General features: G+C 66.2%; 15 protein-coding genes. 6 read left to right on the forward strand and 9 right to left on the reverse strand.

Annotated elements, in window-relative coordinates:
* Window positions 1-4: 4 nt before the first annotated feature.
* From GB880_RS15640 to GB880_RS15650, 3 genes are read left to right on the forward strand one after another with little or no spacing between them, the layout of a single operon-like run.
* Complete coding sequence (locus tag GB880_RS15640; RefSeq protein WP_154493324.1) at window positions 5-937, forward strand: ABC transporter permease; 933 nt, start codon at window positions 5-7, stop codon at window positions 935-937.
* Between the two features lie 4 nt (window positions 938-941).
* A complete protein-coding gene (locus tag GB880_RS15645) occupies window positions 942-2,486 on the forward strand; it encodes an ABC transporter ATP-binding protein (RefSeq protein ID WP_154493322.1) in 1,545 nt (514 codons plus the stop codon).
* Between the two features lie 51 nt (window positions 2,487-2,537).
* A complete protein-coding gene (locus tag GB880_RS15650; RefSeq protein WP_263467436.1) occupies window positions 2,538-3,467 on the forward strand; it encodes a LysR family transcriptional regulator in 930 nt (309 codons plus the stop codon).
* A gap of 82 nt (window positions 3,468-3,549) precedes the next feature.
* Here GB880_RS15650 and GB880_RS15655 read toward each other — a convergent pair whose 3' ends face one another.
* The gene (locus tag GB880_RS15655; RefSeq protein WP_442793786.1) at window positions 3,550-4,944 is read right to left on the reverse strand and encodes a nucleobase:cation symporter-2 family protein; all 1,395 of its coding nucleotides are present in this window, start codon (window positions 4,942-4,944) and stop codon (window positions 3,550-3,552) included.
* A 162-nt stretch (window positions 4,945-5,106) separates the two neighbouring features.
* On the opposite strand from GB880_RS15655, the gene GB880_RS15660 reads away from it, so the two are divergent.
* The gene (locus GB880_RS15660; RefSeq protein WP_229774358.1) at window positions 5,107-6,075 is read left to right on the forward strand and encodes a LysR family transcriptional regulator; all 969 of its coding nucleotides are present in this window, start codon (window positions 5,107-5,109) and stop codon (window positions 6,073-6,075) included.
* Window positions 6,076-6,111: 36 nt separating this feature from the next.
* On the opposite strand, the gene GB880_RS15665 is transcribed toward GB880_RS15660, so the two are convergent.
* The 4 genes from GB880_RS15665 to GB880_RS15680 all read right to left on the reverse strand — a co-directional run bounded on the left by GB880_RS15665 (window position 6,112) and on the right by GB880_RS15680 (window position 10,595).
* Window positions 6,112-8,415: a xanthine dehydrogenase family protein molybdopterin-binding subunit gene (locus GB880_RS15665; protein ID WP_154550601.1), complete on the reverse strand. Its 2,304-nt coding sequence runs from the start codon at window positions 8,413-8,415 to the stop codon at window positions 6,112-6,114.
* Between the two features lies 1 nt (window position 8,416).
* The gene (locus GB880_RS15670) at window positions 8,417-8,917 is read right to left on the reverse strand and encodes a (2Fe-2S)-binding protein (RefSeq protein ID WP_154493318.1); all 501 of its coding nucleotides are present in this window, start codon (window positions 8,915-8,917) and stop codon (window positions 8,417-8,419) included.
* Window positions 8,914-9,777 carry an FAD binding domain-containing protein gene (locus tag GB880_RS15675; RefSeq protein WP_154493316.1) on the reverse strand — a complete coding sequence of 288 codons (864 nt, stop codon included), beginning with the start codon at window positions 9,775-9,777 and terminating at the stop codon, window positions 8,914-8,916. Before GB880_RS15675 ends, GB880_RS15670 begins: the two co-directional genes overlap by 4 nt.
* 98 nt (window positions 9,778-9,875) lie before the next feature.
* The gene (locus tag GB880_RS15680) at window positions 9,876-10,595 is read right to left on the reverse strand and encodes a GntR family transcriptional regulator (RefSeq protein WP_154493314.1); all 720 of its coding nucleotides are present in this window, start codon (window positions 10,593-10,595) and stop codon (window positions 9,876-9,878) included.
* 127 nt (window positions 10,596-10,722) lie between these two features.
* Here GB880_RS15680 and GB880_RS15685 point away from each other — a divergent pair, with 127 nt between their 5' ends.
* Together GB880_RS15685 and GB880_RS15690 are read left to right on the forward strand one after the other, a co-directional pair.
* Window positions 10,723-11,691: an XdhC family protein gene (locus GB880_RS15685; protein ID WP_263467438.1), complete on the forward strand. Its 969-nt coding sequence runs from the start codon at window positions 10,723-10,725 to the stop codon at window positions 11,689-11,691.
* Window positions 11,692-11,698: 7 nt separating this feature from the next.
* Window positions 11,699-12,244: a nucleotidyltransferase family protein gene (locus tag GB880_RS15690; RefSeq protein WP_195841239.1), complete on the forward strand. Its 546-nt coding sequence runs from the start codon at window positions 11,699-11,701 to the stop codon at window positions 12,242-12,244.
* Here the strand turns inward: GB880_RS15690 and GB880_RS15695 are convergent.
* The 4 genes from GB880_RS15695 to GB880_RS15710 all read right to left on the reverse strand — a co-directional run bounded on the left by GB880_RS15695 (window position 12,241) and on the right by GB880_RS15710 (window position 16,635).
* A complete protein-coding gene (locus tag GB880_RS15695) occupies window positions 12,241-13,518 on the reverse strand; it encodes an amidohydrolase family protein (protein ID WP_154493308.1) in 1,278 nt (425 codons plus the stop codon). The genes GB880_RS15690 and GB880_RS15695 overlap by 4 nt on opposite strands.
* A gap of 102 nt (window positions 13,519-13,620) precedes the next feature.
* Complete coding sequence (locus GB880_RS15700) at window positions 13,621-14,649, reverse strand: CobW family GTP-binding protein (protein WP_154493306.1); 1,029 nt, start codon at window positions 14,647-14,649, stop codon at window positions 13,621-13,623.
* Between the two features lie 25 nt (window positions 14,650-14,674).
* Window positions 14,675-15,268, reverse strand: coding sequence for a UbiX family flavin prenyltransferase (locus GB880_RS15705; RefSeq protein WP_154493304.1), 594 nt, complete (start codon window positions 15,266-15,268; stop codon window positions 14,675-14,677).
* Entirely contained in the window at window positions 15,265-16,635 is a 1,371-nt protein-coding gene (locus tag GB880_RS15710; RefSeq protein WP_154493302.1) for a UbiD family decarboxylase, read from the reverse strand. Before GB880_RS15710 ends, GB880_RS15705 begins: the two co-directional genes overlap by 4 nt.
* Window positions 16,636-16,678 lie beyond the last annotated feature (43 nt).

Consider the following 16,678-nt stretch of genomic DNA (forward strand, 5'->3'; position numbering starts at 1 on the left):
TCGCATGGACAACATCATTTTCCTGAGCTTCCTGGCCACGCTGATCGGCGCGGCATGGCGCCTGGCCACGCCGCTGATCTTCGCCTCGATCGGCGAGGTGATCTCGGAACGGGCCGGGGTGCTGAACATCGGCATCGAAGGCACGATGGCCATGGGCGCATTCTGCGGCTTTGCCGCCACCTTCGCCACCGGCAGCCTGCCGCTGGGGCTGGCGGCCGGGGTGGCCGCCGGTCTGCTGTTCGGGCTGATCTTTGCCTTCTTCGCCATCACCATCAAGGCCGACCAGATCGTGGTCGGAGCGGCCATCAACCTGCTGGGCCTGGGGCTGACCGCGTTCCTGTTCCGCGCCTATTACGTCTCGACCGGGCGCGGGGTGGAAATCGCCCGCCCCATCGACATCCCCTGGCTCAGCGACCTGCCCTATCTGGGCGAGGCGCTGTTTCGCCAGAACCTGATCGTTTACAGCACCATTCCGGCGGTGATCCTGGCGGCGATCCTGCTCAATCGCACCTCCTTCGGGCTGACGCTGCGGGCAACGGGCGATCATCCCAAGGCGGTCGATGTCGCCGGGCGCAGCGTGGCGCTGTATCGCTATGGCGCGGTGCTGATCGGCAGCGCGCTGGCCGGGCTGGGCGGCGCCTTCCTGACGCTGGGCCATTCCAACCAGTTCGTCGAAGGGATCACCTCGGGGCGCGGCTTCATCGCGCTGGCGGTGGTGGTCTTTGCCCGCTGGTCGCCGGTCGGGGCCTTCTTCGTGTCGCTGCTGTTCGGGGTGTTCTATGCGCTGCAGCTGCAATTGCAGGCGCAACCGATGCTGAACATTCCCTATCAGGCGCTGCAAGTGCTGCCCTATGTGATGACGATCCTGGCGCTGGTGCTGGTGCGCGGCAAGAACGTCGCCCCGCGCAAGCTGGGCATCCCCTATGGCGAAAGGTAGAGAAATGACCGCCGAAACCTTTCTCAAGATGGACAATATCCACAAGTCCTTTGGCGATCTGGTGGTCAGCGCCGGCGTCACGCTGGAGGTCGAGCAGGGCGAGATCCACGCCCTGCTGGGCGAGAACGGCGCCGGCAAGAGCGTGCTGATGAGCATCCTGTGCGGCATCCTGCGCCCCAACAGCGGCCAGATCATCTATCGCGGCCAGCCGCTGAACATCAGCTCCCCGCGCGAGGCCAGCCGCCACCGCATCGGCATGGTGCATCAGCATTTCATGCTGGTGCCGAACCTGACGGTGGCGGAAAACTATGTGCTGGGCCAGGGCACGCCGCTGCGGCTGATCCGCGACATGGGCGCGGTCCATGCCCGCATCCGCGAATTGTCCGACCGCTACGGCCTGGACGTGCGCCCCGATGCGGTCATCGAGGATCTTTCGGTCGGCGAACAGCAACGGGTCGAGATCCTCAAGGTGCTGTTTCACGGCGCCGAACTGCTGGTTCTGGACGAACCGACCGCCGTGCTGACCCCGCAGGAAACCGACCGGCTGCTGGTGCTGATGCGCGACCTGGTCGCCGACGGCAAGACCATCATCTTCATTTCGCACAAGCTTGACGAGGTGATGCGCGTCAGCGACCGCATCAGCGTCATGCGCGACTGCCGGGTGGTGCATACCACCCGCGTGCAGGACACCGACCCGCGCGAACTGGCGCGGCTGATGGTGGGGCGCGACGTGCTGATGGAACTGCCCCGCGCCCCGGCACGCCCCGGCGCCCCGGTCCTTGAGCTGCGCGGGCTGAACTGTCGCAACGATCTGGGTCTGCAGGCGCTGCATGACATCGACCTGACCGTGCATCGCGGCGAGATCGTCGGCATCGCCGGGGTGTCGGGCAATGGCCAGACCGAACTGGCGCTGGCGCTGGCCGGCCTGCTGCCGATCGATTCGGGGCAGGTTCTGCTGAACGGCGAGGATGTCACCGGCCTCGGCCCGGCACAGATCAACGCACGTTCCTTTGCCCATGTGCCCGAGGACCGGCACAAGATGGGCGTGCTGCTGCCGATGTCGCTGTCCGAAAACGCCATCCTGCACAGCTATGATCAGCCGCCGTTTTCCCGTCGGGGACTGTTGCAGCGGGCGCAGATCGGTGCCCATACGCGCGAACTGATCGCCCGTTTCCGCGTCAAGACCCCGGACGAGAACCAGGCGATCGGCAACCTGTCGGGCGGCAATCAGCAAAAGCTGGTGGTGGCCCGCGAACTGGCCCGCAACCCCGATTTCATCCTGGTCAGCCAGCTGACCCGCGGCATCGACATCGGCGCCATCGAGTTCATCCTGCAGGAAATGCTGCGCCAGCGCGACAGCGGCCGCGGCATCCTGCTGATCTCGACCGAACTCGAGGAACTGTTCGCGGTCAGCGATCGTATCCTGGTGATGTGCCACGGCCAGATCCTGGGCGAGGTGCCCGCCGACCGCAGCCGGCTGGAAGAGGTCGGGCTGATGATGGCCGGCCAAAGGCCGGACGGGGCGCATCATGCCGCGCCCGCAGGCTGAGACGCACCCCGCCACAACGACGGCAGGTCCGAAAGCGGCGTGGGGGGCACCGTGAACATCACCCTGCGCCAGCTGCGCGCCTTTCTGGCGGTGGCCGAGCTGGGCCGTTTCAACCTGGCCGCCAGCGAAATGGGGCTGACGCAATCGGCGGTCAGCATCCTGATTCGCGAGCTGAAAAACGAAATGGGGGTGCGGCTCTTCGACCGCCACACCCGCATGGTCAGCCTGTCGGTCACCGGCCGCGAATTCCTGCCCCAGGCACGCAAGGTTCTGCATGATCTGGATCAGGCCACGCGCGGCGTGCGCGACAGCGCGGCGCTGAAATCGGGCCAGGTCACCATCGCCGCCGCCATCGTGCTTGCCGCCACCATGGTGCCCCCGATCCTCGCGACCTTCATGGATCGTTATCCCGGGGTCTCGGTCCAGCTTTGCGACATGGCCGAAGAGCGCATCCGCATCGCCCTGCGCCGCAACGAGGTCGACATCGCCCTGGGCACCCAGATCGACGACGATCCGGAAATCACCGCCACGCCGGTGATTCGCGACCGGCTGACGCTGATCTGCAATGCCGGTCATCCGCTGGCGCGTCGCCCCCATGTCAGCTGGGCCGAACTGGTTGCCGAACGGCTGATCGTGCTGAACCGCCGCAATCCGCTGCGGGATCTGGTCGAACAGACGATGATCCGCGTCGCCCCCGGCTTCCGTCCCGCCTATGAGGTGCGCTTTTCCTCGACCGCGATCAGCATGATTTCGGCCGGGCTGGGGGTGTCGGTGCTGCCCGAGAATACCGGCCTGCTGGCGCCCGACGTGAATGTGCGCAGCGTGGCGCTGATCGAGCCGGTCGTGACGCGCGACATCGCCTTGTTGCAGCACCGCCAGCGCAGCCTGTCGCCGGCGGCCGAACAATTGCGCTGTCTGATCCTGGAACAGATGCAGGGCAGCGCAACTCACAGGGGCCGGCGGCCGGCCAGAACCGCCTGATCGCAGATCCGGCGCCCGCGCCCGGAATGAAAAGAGCCGGACCCGAAGGTCCGGCCAAGGGGGGTTGCAAGTCGTGTTGTGGTCAGTGACCGGCTTCCGACAGGTCCTGAGTGCGCGGCGGAATGCCGTTGAACAGCAGGTTCAGCAGCAGCGCCGAGAAGGTGCCGACCAGGATGCCGCTGTGGAAGATACGTTCCACCAGATGCGGCATCTTCTCGAACATGGTGGGCGCCACCACCGGGATCATCGCCAGTGCAAGGCTGACCGCGACGATATAGATGTTGCGGCGATTCTTCACGAAGTCGACGCGCGACAGGATCTTGACGCCGGTCGCCGACACCATGCCGAACATCACCAGCGCGGCGCCGCCGACGACATAGCTGGGGATGGATGCGCTGATGAAGGCCAGCTTGGGCAGGCAGCCCAGCAGGATCAGGATCGCACCGCCCGCCGCCACGACATAGCGGCTGAGCACACCCGTGATCTGCAGCAGGCCGACGTTCTGGGCATAGGTGGTATAGGTGAAGGTGTTGAAGATGCCGCCGATGATATTGCCGATGCCATCGGTGCGCAGACCGCGGGCCAGACGCTCTTCGCTCAGCTTCTGGCCGGCCATGTCGGTCACGGCGACGAACTGGCCGGTGGCCTCGATCATCATCACGATCATCACCGCGCTGAGGCCGATGGTGCCCCACAGGTTGAAGATCGGCGTCCCGAAGGCGAAGGGGGTGATGATGTTGACCCAATGCGCGTCGCCCAGCCCCTCGAAGCTGACCTTGCCCGCCGCGATCGAGATGCCGAAGCCCGCGGCAATGCCGATCAGCACGCCCAGGTTGGCATAGAAGCCCTTGAAAAAGCGGGTCACCAGCAGGATGCTTGCCAGGACGATGCCGGCAACGACGATGTTGAACGGCTCGCCGTAATTCGGGTTGGGCACCATGCCTTCGGCCGTGCGGATCATCGGCTGACCGCCTGCGGCCCAGTTCACGCCGACCCGCATCAACGACACCCCGATGATCAGCATGCAGGTGCCCGTCACCACGGCCGGAAAGAACCGCACCCATTTGCTGAAGAACCAGGCCGCGATCACCGTGAAGATGCCCGAGCCGATCACCGCGCCGAACACGCCGCGGATGCCCAGTTCGGGATCCTGGCCGGTGGCGATGATGACCGGCACGGCGGTGAAGCTGATGCCCATCATGATCGGCAGACGCGCCCCGAACTTCCAGACGCCAAGGCACTGGATCATGGTGACGATGCCGCAGCAGAACAGGTCCGCACTGATCAGCAGCGCCACCTGTTCCTTGGTCATTCCCAATGCGTTGCCGATCAGCAGCGGCACGGCAACCGCGCCGGCATACATGACCAGCACATGTTGCAGCCCCAGCGCGAACAGCTTGGGCGCTGGAAATTTTTCTTCAATCGGATCAAAGTCCTTTGTTTTCTCGGCCGGAGTCTGATCCTGTTGGGTCGCCAGCGCGTCCCAGTCCTCCGCCTTAACCTCCAAGCTGCCGCTCACGGCACTCCTCCCTGTGTTATTCGTGTTCCGTCGCATGGTTTCCGACATGCCTGACACGATTGTGGGCGAAGCAATTCATTTATCAATCGGCACAATTGACTTTATTCATCTGAATTTCGTATGAATGTAAGCGGGGGGGAAAACGCCGCGATGGAACCGACGCTGAAACAGTTCCGCGCCTTTGTGACCGTGGCCGAAACCGGCCAGATCACCCGCGCCGCCGAACGCCTGGGGCTGTCGCAATCGGCGGTCAGCACGCTGATCGCGCAGCTGGAACAGAACCTGAACCTGCGCCTTTTCGACCGTCACACCCGGCTGTTGCGCCTGACCCAGGCCGGGGCCGAGGCGCTGGCCGTCGCCCGACAGGCCATCGGCGATCTGGACCGGCTGGTGGAAAATGCGCGCGATCTGAACAGTTTCAGCCGCGGCCGGGTCTCGATCGCCGCCGGGACGTTGCAGGCCGCCCTGCTGCTGCCGCGGGCGATCCGCAACTTCAACGAACGCTATCCGAATGTCGAAATCTCGATGCACGACGTGTCAGAGCGCGCCATGATCGAGATGGTCAAGAACGGCACCGTCGATCTGGGCATGGGCACGGTTCCCGACCGCGACAGCGAAATCAGCGGCGCCGAGCTGATGACCGATTCGTTTCTGGTGGTGATGCGCCCCGAACATCCGCTGGCGCAGCGCGGCACCCTGCGCTGGGGCGACCTGACCGAGGAACCGCTGATCGGGCCCCAGCGCGGCAACCCCATCCGCGAACGCCTGCAGACCGAACTGGCCCGCGCCGGGGTGGAGCTGACCTTGCATCGCAGCTTTCAGGATGTGTCCTTGCCGCTGACCATCATCGGCATGGTCCATGCCGGGCTGGGCGTGGCAATCATGACCTCGACCGTGCGACCGCTGGCACAGGCGCTTGGGCTGGTCACCATCCTGCCGACCGAGCCGGTGATCTCGCGCAAGATATCGCTGATCCAGCGCAGCGATCACACGCTGGCACCGGCCAGCCGGCTGTTTCGCGATTTCGTCCATCGCACGACGCAGGCCACGATGCGACGGGGCATGCGCCCGGATGTGACTGGCGGATAGCCCCCGCCCGCAGGGGCGGGGGCGCAGGTCTTGCGATCAGGCGGCGCCGGCGTCTTGGCGGGCCTTGCGGCGCAGCCCCTCCAGCACATCCTCGGGCGTGATCGGATAGTGATGGAAGCGCACGCCGATGGCGTCATGGACGGCATTGGCGATGGCCGGACCGATGGCGATGATCGGATCCTCGCCCACACCCTTGGCCCCCCAGGGGCCGCCGGGATCGGGCGCGGCCTCCAGGATGATCGTTTCGATGTCGGGCATGTCCATTGACAGCGGCATCTTGTAATCGACCAGCCCCGCGTTCAGCGACCGGCCATTGGTGCGGTCGATGACATAATCCTCGGTCAGGGTATGGCCGATGCCCTGCTGGATCCCGCCTTCGATCTGGCCCTGGGCGGCGATCGGATGGATCACCTTGCCGACATCGTGCACCGGGACCACCTTGCGGCATTCGATGATGCCGGTTTCGGTATCCACCGCCACCTCGACGAAATGCGCGGCGAAAGAATAGGACTTCGTCGGCATGTAGCTGCCCGAGGCGATCAGATGCTCGGCCGGAATGCCGCGCGACGGACCCATGGCCTCGTGCACGGTCAGGCTCTGGCCGGGCTTGCCCTCGACGGTGATGATGCCATCGACCATCTGCAGGTGTTCGGGCTTTTCCTGCAGCTTCTCGGCCGCACGGGCCAGGACGCGCTGGCGCAGTTCGGCCGCGGCCATCTTGGCGGCGGAACCCACCAGATAGGTGGTGTGGCTGGCGAAGGCGCCGATATCCCACGGCACGACATCGGTATCGCCATGCACGACCGAGACCGATTCGAAGGGAACGCCCAGTTCCTCGGCGACGATCTGCGCCAGGGCAGTGTGGGCCCCGGTGCCCAGCCCCGCCGCGCCGGTCAGCAGGGTGACGCTGCCGTCCTCGTTCATCTTGACGGTGGCGTTGCCCTGTTCCTTGATGCCGGGATAGGCCGACGATCCATGCATCTCGCAGCCGATGCCCCAGCCCTTGCGGATGGCAGGGTTCCTGGGATCGGTGCGATCGGCATTGCGCTTGCCCGCCCAGTCGAAAGCCTTGATGCCATGGCTGATGCAGGTTTCAAGGCCGTGCCCGATGATCGGATGACCCGAAGGCGCGATGTCGCCTTCGCGCACCGCATTGCGCAGCCGCATCTCGGCCGGGTCGATGCCCAGCTTTTCGGCGGCCTCGTCGATCTGGATGTCGATGGCGTAATAGGTCTGCACCACGCCATAGCCACGGAAGGCGCCGGCAATGGGGGTGTTGGTATAGACCGCGCGCCCGTCCAGCCGAACGTTCGGACAGCGATAGAGCGAGGTGGCCGAGGCGGTGCCGACATTGGTCACGCCGGGGCTGTGCGATCCGTAGGCGCCCGATTCATAGACGATCTTCATGTCGCGGGCGGTCAGCGTGCCATCCTTGCGGAAGCCCTGTTTCAGCCACATCTTGAACGGGTGACGGGTGCGTCCGGCCAGGAAGGTTTCCTTGCGCGTGAACTCCATCCTGACCGGACGCCGGCATTGCTTGGCCAGCAGCGCGCACAGGAATTCGTGCTGGAACAGATCCTGCTTGGCGCCGAAGCCGCCGCCCATGTGATCGACCAGCACCCGCACCTTGTTCAGCGGCAGGCCCAGAACCTCGGCCAGGGCGCCGCGCACCATGAACGAGGTCTGGGTCGAGGTCCAGAACGTCAGCTTGCCCGAACCGTCCCAGTCGGCGACGCAGATGTTGGGCTCCATGTAGGTGGGGGTCGGGCGTCCGCCCTCGAACCAGCCTTCCAGGATCAGGTCGGCCTCGGCAAAGCCCTTTTCGACATCGCCGCGTTCGATCTGCACCGGCGGGATCACCAGGTTGCCCCCCGGCCCGACGTCGTGGATCTGCGGCGCATCGGGCGATTGGGCGCTGTCGACGTCAAAGACCGCCGGCAAGGGTTCGTATTCGACCTCGATCAGCTCCAGGGCCTCGTCGGCGATTTCCTCGCTGATGGCGGCGACGGCGGCGACACCCTCGCCCCAGAACCGCACCTTGTCCTCGAGGATATACTGATCCTTGGTGCAGGAGGCCGAACGCGGATGCGGCGAACCGTAATGCAGCACCTTGGGCACGTCGTGATGGGTCAGCACCGCCTTGACGCCCGGATAGGCCAGCGCCCTGGACACGTCGATGCTCTTGATGCGGGCATGGGCGATGTCGGAACGCTTGATCTTGCCGTAAAGCATCCCGGGCAGATGGTAGTCGCCGGTATACTTGCCCTCGCCCGTCACCTTCTCGATGACGTCCTGGCGCTTGACGCTTTTGCCGACGATGCGGAAATCATGCTTGGTCATCTCAGGCCTCCACCGATGCCGCCTTGGCGGCCGCCATGCGCTTGCCGGCGGTGCGGATCGCGTCGAAGATCTTGGTATAGCCGGTGCAGCGGCAGATGTTGCCCGACAGGCCAAAGCGGATTTCCTCGTCCGTTGGCAGCGGATTTTGGTCCAGCAGATGCTTGGCCATGATCAGGATGCCGGGGGTGCAGAACCCGCATTGCGAGGCACCGTGTTCCATGAAGGCCTCTTGCAGGGGGTGCAGTTCGTCGGGGTTGGGCTGCATGCCCTCGACGGTCAGCACCTCGGCGCCCTGCGCCTCGGCCGCCAGCATCAGGCAGGCGTTGACGGGCTGGCCGTTGACCATCACCGTGCAGGCGCCGCAGTCGCCGACGTCGCAACCCTTCTTGGTGCCGGTCAGCCCGACCTCTTCGCGCAGCGTGTCCAGGAGCGAACGATAGCCCTCCACCAGGACGCTGCGCTGTTCCCCGTTCACGCTGAATTCGAGATGGATCTTTTTCATGCCGCTTCCTCCAGAGCGAGCGAGACCGCACGCCGGGTCAGAACCCCGACCATGTCGCGCCGATATTCGGCCGAACTGCGGACATTGCTGATGGGCGTGCATTCCTGCATCGCCTGTTCGGCCGCCGCGGCGATGGTGTCCGCGTCCAGCCGCGATCCGACCAGGATCGCTTCGGCCCTGGGCGCGCGCAGCACCACCGGCCCGACCGCGCCAAGCGCGATCCGCGCCCCGGTGCATTCGCCGCCCTGGGTATCCAGGCTGACGGCAACGCCGACGGTGGCCAGTTCCATGGCCTTGCGGCGACCATGCTTGATATAGGCGCGGCCGCTGCCGGACTTGGGCGGGGGCACGGCGATCGCCACCGCGATTTCGCCCGGCTGCAACACGCTGCGGCCCGGGCCGGTAAAGAATTCCGCCAGCGGGACCGTGCGACCGCCCTGCGGATTCCATATCTCGATGCTGGCGCCATCGGCGATCAGCGGCGGGATCGAATCGGCCGAGGGCGAGGCTCGGCAGATATTGCCGATCACCGTGGCGCGGTTGCGCACCTGGATCGAGGCCAGCAGCTGCATCGCCGTGCGCAGGTTGGGATAGTGTTTGACCACCGGCTCTGATGCCTCCAGCTGCCCGGCCGTGACCAGCGCGCCAAAGCGCAGCCCGCCTTGGTCGGACCATTCGATCCGGTCCAGTCCCGGCACACGCTTGATGTTGACCAGATGCGATACCCGACGCAGATGCTCGCGGATTTCCACGAACAGGTCGGTGCCGCCGGCCAGCAGATAGGCCCCCTCTCCCAGCGATGTCAGAAGCGCCGAGGCCTCCTCCAGTGTTGTCGGTTCATGATACTCGAAACGGCGCAATTTGCCCTCCTCTGGCTCATTGGTCTCAAGCGACAGATGCTGCTGCCTGGCCGCTTACCTGAACGGGGCTACGCCGGGTCGGTCCCTTGCTGCCTGCGCTAGCTGGGCATGGGGGGGCCGCTGTCCTGCGCTTCGCGCAGGAATTCGCGCTCGAGCGCGCTCAGCAGTTCGGTGTTGACGGCCTCGGCCATGGCGCCATCGCCACGCTGCAAGGCCGCCAGGGTCTTGGTATGGGCGATCACGCCCGAGAAACTTGATGGCCGCCCGCGCAAGGATGCCGCCAGCAGCGGCTGGCAATCGATCAGTTCGCGCATGAAACGGGCGATGGGCTCGTTCCCGGCCAGTTCGGTGAAGGCGATGTGGAATTCGCGCGACAGGTGACGCGCCTCGATCACCATGCCTTCGTCATAGGCCGCCGCCTCGCGCCGCAGGATGTCCTGCAACCGGTCCGAGGCGGCATCGTCCATCCGCTCGGCCAGCATCCGCAGCGCCGCACCTTCGTTGATGATGCGCGCCTGCATGATCGCGCGTGTCGTCGCGGGCGAGCATTGCGTCACCGTCGCCCCGCAATTCGGGGTCAGTGCGACCAGCCCCGCCTGCGACAGGCGCAGCAGCGCATTGCGCACCGTCTGGCGACTGGCACAGGCCTGTTCGGACAGTTCGCGTTCGATCAGCCGGTGCCCTGGCGGTGTGCGCATCTGATGGATCCCCTCCATGACCAGCCGCACCACGCGCTGTTCGGCCTCGACACCGCTCTTGCTGCGGGGACCGGCAGGATCCTGGGGGGCTGCGGGGCGGTAGGAAAGCGTATCGGACATGGGACACCGGATTGCTGACAATTTAAAGCTTGCGCGAATCTCTCCAGATTGTCAACAATCCTGTCATTGCGGCACGCTGCCGCTTCGCCAGCCGTTTCGGCTGAGGCGCCCCATGTCAGGAGGCCACGTGTTCCAAAGCCGCACCATCATCTCGCAAGGCCGGGCCCGGCATCCGGCCCTGCTGGATCCGTGGGAAACCGCATTGCTCTTCGGACCGGGAACGGTGATGGCGGTGCTGACGGCCACGCATGGCCCGACCTATCGCAGCCTGGGCACGGCCATGGCCATCGCGCCTGACGGCCGCTTTGCCGGTGCGCTCAGTTCCGGCTGCATCGAGGCCGACCTGATCCTGCGCGCGCAGGAGGTGCGGGCAAGCGGCCAGCCCCAGCAGCTGCGCTACGGTCAGGGATCGCCCTTCATCGATTTGCGCCTGCCCTGCGGCGGCGCCATCGAGGTTTCGCTGTTCGTGATCCAGGATCCCGCGGTGCTGTCGGCATTGTCGCGCGAACGCGCGGCCCGACGCGAGGCGGCATTGCATCTGGCCCCCGACGGCGCCTTGCGCCTGCTGCAGGCCGACGCCCCCACCCTGCCCGGCCTGCGATTGACCTTTCGCCCACCGCTGCGCTTTGTCATTTTCGGCGCCGGCCCCGAGGCGGCGGTCTTTGCCCAGCTGGTGCAATCGCTGGATTATGACCACCTGCTGCTGTCCCATGACGATCACAGCCTGAATGCCGCCGGCTCGATGGGCTGCAACACGCGGCGGCTGGGGCATTTGCCCGATATGGCGGCCGTGGTCGGCGATGCCCGTTGCGCGGCGCTGCTGTTCTATCACGACCACGAACACGAACCGCAGATCCTGCAACAACTGCTGGAAGGCCCCGCCTTTTACATCGGCGCCCAGGGCAGCCGCCGCACCCAGCAGGACCGGCTGGCGCGGCTGGCCGAACTGGGCCTGGCCGAGGAATCGCTGCAAAGGGTGCGCGGTCCGATCGGTCTGGTGCCCTCGGCCCGCGATCCGCGGCAGCTGGCGGTCTCGGTCCTGGCCGAGGTGATCGGCCTGGCGGCACCGGTCATCAGCGCCGAAACCCTGGCCTGAGATGCGCATGGGCATCCTGCTGGCGGCGGGGCAATCCCGCCGCTTTGGCGCCCAGAACAAGCTGCTGGCGCCCTGCCGCGGACAGGCCCTGGTGACATGGCCTGCGCAGGCGCTGCTGGCGGCGGGATGCGACGGCGTGATTGCGGTCGTCAGCTCCGAGGCCGTGGCCCGATGCCTGCCGCCCGAAATCCGGTGCCTGCGCTTGCCGCCCGGCCGTCCGATGTCGGATTCGCTGGTCGCGGGGCTGCTGCACGCGCGCCGGTCAGGCGCCGAAAGCGCATTGCTGGTGCTGGGCGACATGCCGCATGTCGGACCGCGACTGTTGCGCCAGTTGCTGCAACGCCCCGAAGGCGCCGCCTGCCGGCACATGGCGCGCCGCTTGCCGCCGGCGCATCTGCCCGCGTCCGCCTTCGACACCATCCTGAACGCTCCGCCGGGCGATCACGGCGCGCGGGCATGGATCGCCGCCCTGCCCGAAAGCGCGCTGCTGCCCGTCGACGCCGCGACTGCGGGGGACGTGGATCGCCCCCACGATCTGGCGGGCGGTTGCTAGCCCAGCTGCTCGGCCCCGGGATCCTGCGACAGCGTGGTTTCGCTGACCAGGCGGCCAGCGGCAAACACGCGCAGCTCTTCGGCACCGCCCGCGACAAGGTTTGCCACATCATCGGCCCGCGCCACCAGAAGATCCGCCCGCGCGCCGGGGACCAGAGCATGACTGCCCAGCCCCATCAGGCCTGCGGGAATCTCGCCGATCATGCGGTGGACCAAGGGCAGTTCGTCGCCCTTGAGATGCCCGGCCAGCAGGGTCCAGCGCGCGATTTCCAGCATGTCGCCGGAACCGGTCGGCACGAAGGGATCCTGGATATTGTCCGAGGCCGTCGCCAGCCGCACCCCGGCCCGCAGCATTTCGGCAACGCGGGTCAGGCCGCGCGGCGGCAGCATGTCGCGGTCGCGGCCCTGCAGATACAGGTTGGCCGCCGGCAGCGTGACCACGCCCAGATCCAGTTCCAGGATCTGGTCCATGATCGGCAGGAACTCTTCGCGCGGCATCGCGCTCAGCACCGAACAATGGCTCAGGACCGTGCGCCCCTGCAGGCCGAAGCGGCGGACACGCTCGAACACCTTGGGGAACAGCTGGCGATCTGCGTCCAGATGCTCGTCCAGGTGCAGGTCCACCGGCAGGCCATGGCGCGCGGCCGTCTCGAACAGGATGTCCATATAGGCGTCGGGATCTTCGGCAACGGCCGGAGTGCCGCCCACGACATCGGCCATATCGACGGCCCGATCGATATTGGCGCGCAACCAGTCCAGATCCTGACCCGGGTGCGGCGTCATGAAGGCCACCAGTTGCAGCTGCACCAGATCGGCCCATTCCGCCCGCAATTGTGCCAGCGCATCGATGCCGTTGAAACCTGCGTCCTTGTCGACATTGACATGGCTGCGGATCGCCGTGGTGCCATGCGCAAGGCAGCGCCCCAGCGTGCGGGCGGCGCGACGCAGCACGTCCTCGGGGGGTGCCTTGCGGGCATAAAGCGCAAAGGCATCGCGCGCGCCCTGCAAGGTGCCCGAGGGGTTGGGGGTAAAGCGCAGCACCCCGGTCTTGTCGAGGTGCTGGTGCATGTCGACGAAGCCGGGTGTGACCAGGCAACCGCTCGCATCGACCACGCTGGCACCTTCGGGTTCCGAGAGGCTGGCGCCCAGCCGCGCGATGCGGCCGTCGGCCCCGATCAGGACATCCGTCGCGGCCAGCGTGCCGTCGGGCCGTGCCAGCTGCCCGCCGCGGATCAGCACCGCGCGGCGCCGGGTATTGCTGCTGGACTGGATCATGGTTCCCCCCTTTGGTGATCGCGCGTGCCGCCGCGGGCCGATGCGCGGCGACACGCGAAACGAATGGATGCGCCGGCCCCCTTCAGGCCCGGCGCTGCGGCATCAGGCCGCCATGCACTGCTGCAACCGTTCGCGCAATGCCTGCCTGTCCAGATTGCGGCCGATGAACACCATCTTGTTGCAGCGCGGCTCATTGGCCCAGGGATGGTTCGGGCGGAACTCGATCTGGTCATGCACACCGTGCAGGACATAGCAGTAATCGTCGCCCTTGACCGAGAAGATGCCCTTCATCCGGAACAGGTCGCTGAGATCGCGCGCCTTCATCTCCTCCACCCAGCGCATCATCGCCTGCGGGTCCATGTGGCCTTCCAGCTCGAACCCGACCGAGGTCACGCTGGAATCGTGGTCGTGGCTGGCATCGCCCATCCAGGGTGCATGATGGTGGTGATGTTCGTGATGTTCGGGAATTTCGGCCGCCATCAGGCGGTTCTGATCGAAGGCGGCCAGACCCAGGATCTTGCGCAGGTCGATCTGGGCATAGCTGGAACGCACCTGCTCGGCGGTCTCGTTCAGGCTGCGGACCCGGGCAGAGACCGCCTCGATTTCCTCCTCGCTGGCCAGATCGACCTTGTTCAGCACCACGCGGTCGGCGCAGACGATCTGGTCCACGGCCTGATTGTCATGCGCCTCGATCTGGGCGTCGTCCAGATGCCGCAGGATGTGCTTGACATCGACCAGCGCGATGACGCCGTCCAGGTTGGTTTCCTCGCGGATCGGATCGTCCAGGAAGAAGGTCTGCGCCACCGGATAGGGGTCGGCAAGGCCGCTGGTCTCGATGATGATGTGGTCCAGCCGCTCGGGCCGCGCCAGCAGCTGGCGGATCACCCGCAGCAGATCCTCGCGCGCCTCGGCGACGCAGCAGACACAGCCGTTGGTCATCTCGTAGATTTCCTCGGTGCTGCCGACCACCAGACCGCCGTCGATGCCGATCTCGCCGAACTCGTTCTCGATCACGGCGATCTTCATGCCGTGGTTTTCCTTCAGGATGTAATTCAGCAACGTGGTCTTGCCCGAGCCCAGAAAGCCCGTCAGCACCGTCACCGGAATCTTGTCCTTGATCGTCTTCTGCATGATTAACCCTCCCAAGGTTGAAAACTCAGGGCGCCTTGACCCAGCGCCGGACGCTGCCCGAATCCAGATCGAACAGATCCAGCACCCGGCCCAGCGTGTGATCGACCATGTCCTCGATGCTGGCGGGCCTGGCGTAGAACGCCGGCACCGGCGGCGCCACGATGGCGCCCATCTGGGTCACGGTCAGCATGTTCTGCAAATGGCTTTGTGTCAGCGGCGTCTCGCGCGCCATCAACACCAGCTTGCGCCGCTCTTTCAGCGTTACTTCCGCCGCCCGGCTGATCAGCCCCGAGGTCACGCCCTGGGCGATCTCGGCCAGGGTTTTCATCGAGCAGGGGGCGACGATCATGCCCATGGTGCGGAACGATCCGCTGGAAATGCTCGCCGCCACGTCGTCCGAGCGATAGAGATAGTCGCACCGCGCCTCGATGTCGGCCAGCTTGAACGAGGTTTCATGCACCATGGTCAGCAGCGCGGCGCGGCTGACGGTGACATGGGTCTCGATCCCCAGCTGGCGCAGCATCTCGAGCAGGCGGATGCCGTAGATGATGCCCGAGGCACCGCTGATCCCCACCGCCATGCGCGGTGGCGCGGGCGCGCGAGGACCGGCGGCGGTCATGAGCCATTCCCCGCCAGGATGGCGGCGGCGCGGGCGCGGGCTTCGTCGCTGATGGTGGCGCGGATGCCGTGGAAGTCGGCACCGCGCGTGGCGTCCAGCGCCAGCCGCGAGGTGGTGCCGTCCGAGGTCGAGGACGGGTCCAGCGGGCTGCCCGGCAGGCCGCCGATGGTGAACATGTCACGATGCGGCTGGAAATGCGTGGCCAATGCCCACATCACCTGGCTGTCCTGGGTGACGTCGATATCCTCGTCGACGGCAATCACCGTCTTGAGATAGGGATCCCAGCCCAGCAGGCCCAGCATCACCTGACGCGCCTCGCCGGGGCGGCTCTGCTTCAGGGCGACATAGGCATGAAAATGCGTGCCCGAGGTCGGGTAGTGCAGCTTGGTGACGGCGGGGAAGCGCGCCTTCAGCTTTTCAAACATCTCGGCCTCGCGCGGCAGGCGCGCCAGGTTCAGGTGTTCGTCGGTGGCGCCGCCCACCACATCGACCAGCACCGGCGCGCGCTTGCGCATCACCGCCTGCACGTGGAACAGCGTATTGGTCGAACGGTCCGAGCTGTAGCCCGAGAATTCGCCGAAGGGGCCTTCGGAAACATGCGCCTCGGGGTCCAGGACGCCTTCCAGCACGAATTCGGCCGCCGCCGGCACACCGATGCCGTGGTTGGGGGTGCGCACGACGCGCAGCGCCTCGCCCATCAGCGCGCCGGCAATGGCGCGTTCGTCGACGCCGAAGGCCACACGGGCCGAGGCGGCCATCATGAACAGCGGATGCGCGCCGATGACCATGGCCACGGGCAGCGGCCGGCCGGCTTCGCGCGCGGTCTGATACATGCGCCACAGGTGGCCGCGCGAATGCAGGCTGGTGGCCAGCGCATTGCGCGCATGCCGCATCGAGCGGTGATAGCTCAGATTGGCGACGCCGGTTTCGGGATCCTCGGCCACGATGATGGCGTTGGTGATGTAGGGGCCGCGATCGCTGTCGAAATGCCGGATCATCGGGATCTGGTCCAGATCGACCTCGTCGCCCTGCACCACCACCTCGGTCACCGGGCCCCGATCGACATATTGGGGCGGGATGGGCGCGTTCGAGCGCCGCTGGTATTCGGCATGCAGGTTGGAAAGATCGGTGCCCAGGATGCGGGCAATGCGTTCGCGCGAGGCAAAGACATTGGTGATCACCGGCCAGGCGCTGCCCGGCACGCTGTCAAAGGACAGCATCGGCCCCCGACCCTGTGCGGCCAGGGCCTCGACCATGGCGGTCACATCCTGCCCGTCGCCCAAAGGCGTTTCGACATGCAGCACGTCCTGCGGAAAGCGGGCGCGGTAGTCGCTGGCAAAGCTTTGAAAATCCTGGTTGTGCTGCATGGTCGCATTCCGTTCTGCAGGGGTGGATAGGTGCGGGGCCGGG

Source organism: Paracoccus sp. SMMA_5_TC, assembly GCF_009696685.2.
Classification (GTDB): domain Bacteria; phylum Pseudomonadota; class Alphaproteobacteria; order Rhodobacterales; family Rhodobacteraceae; genus Paracoccus.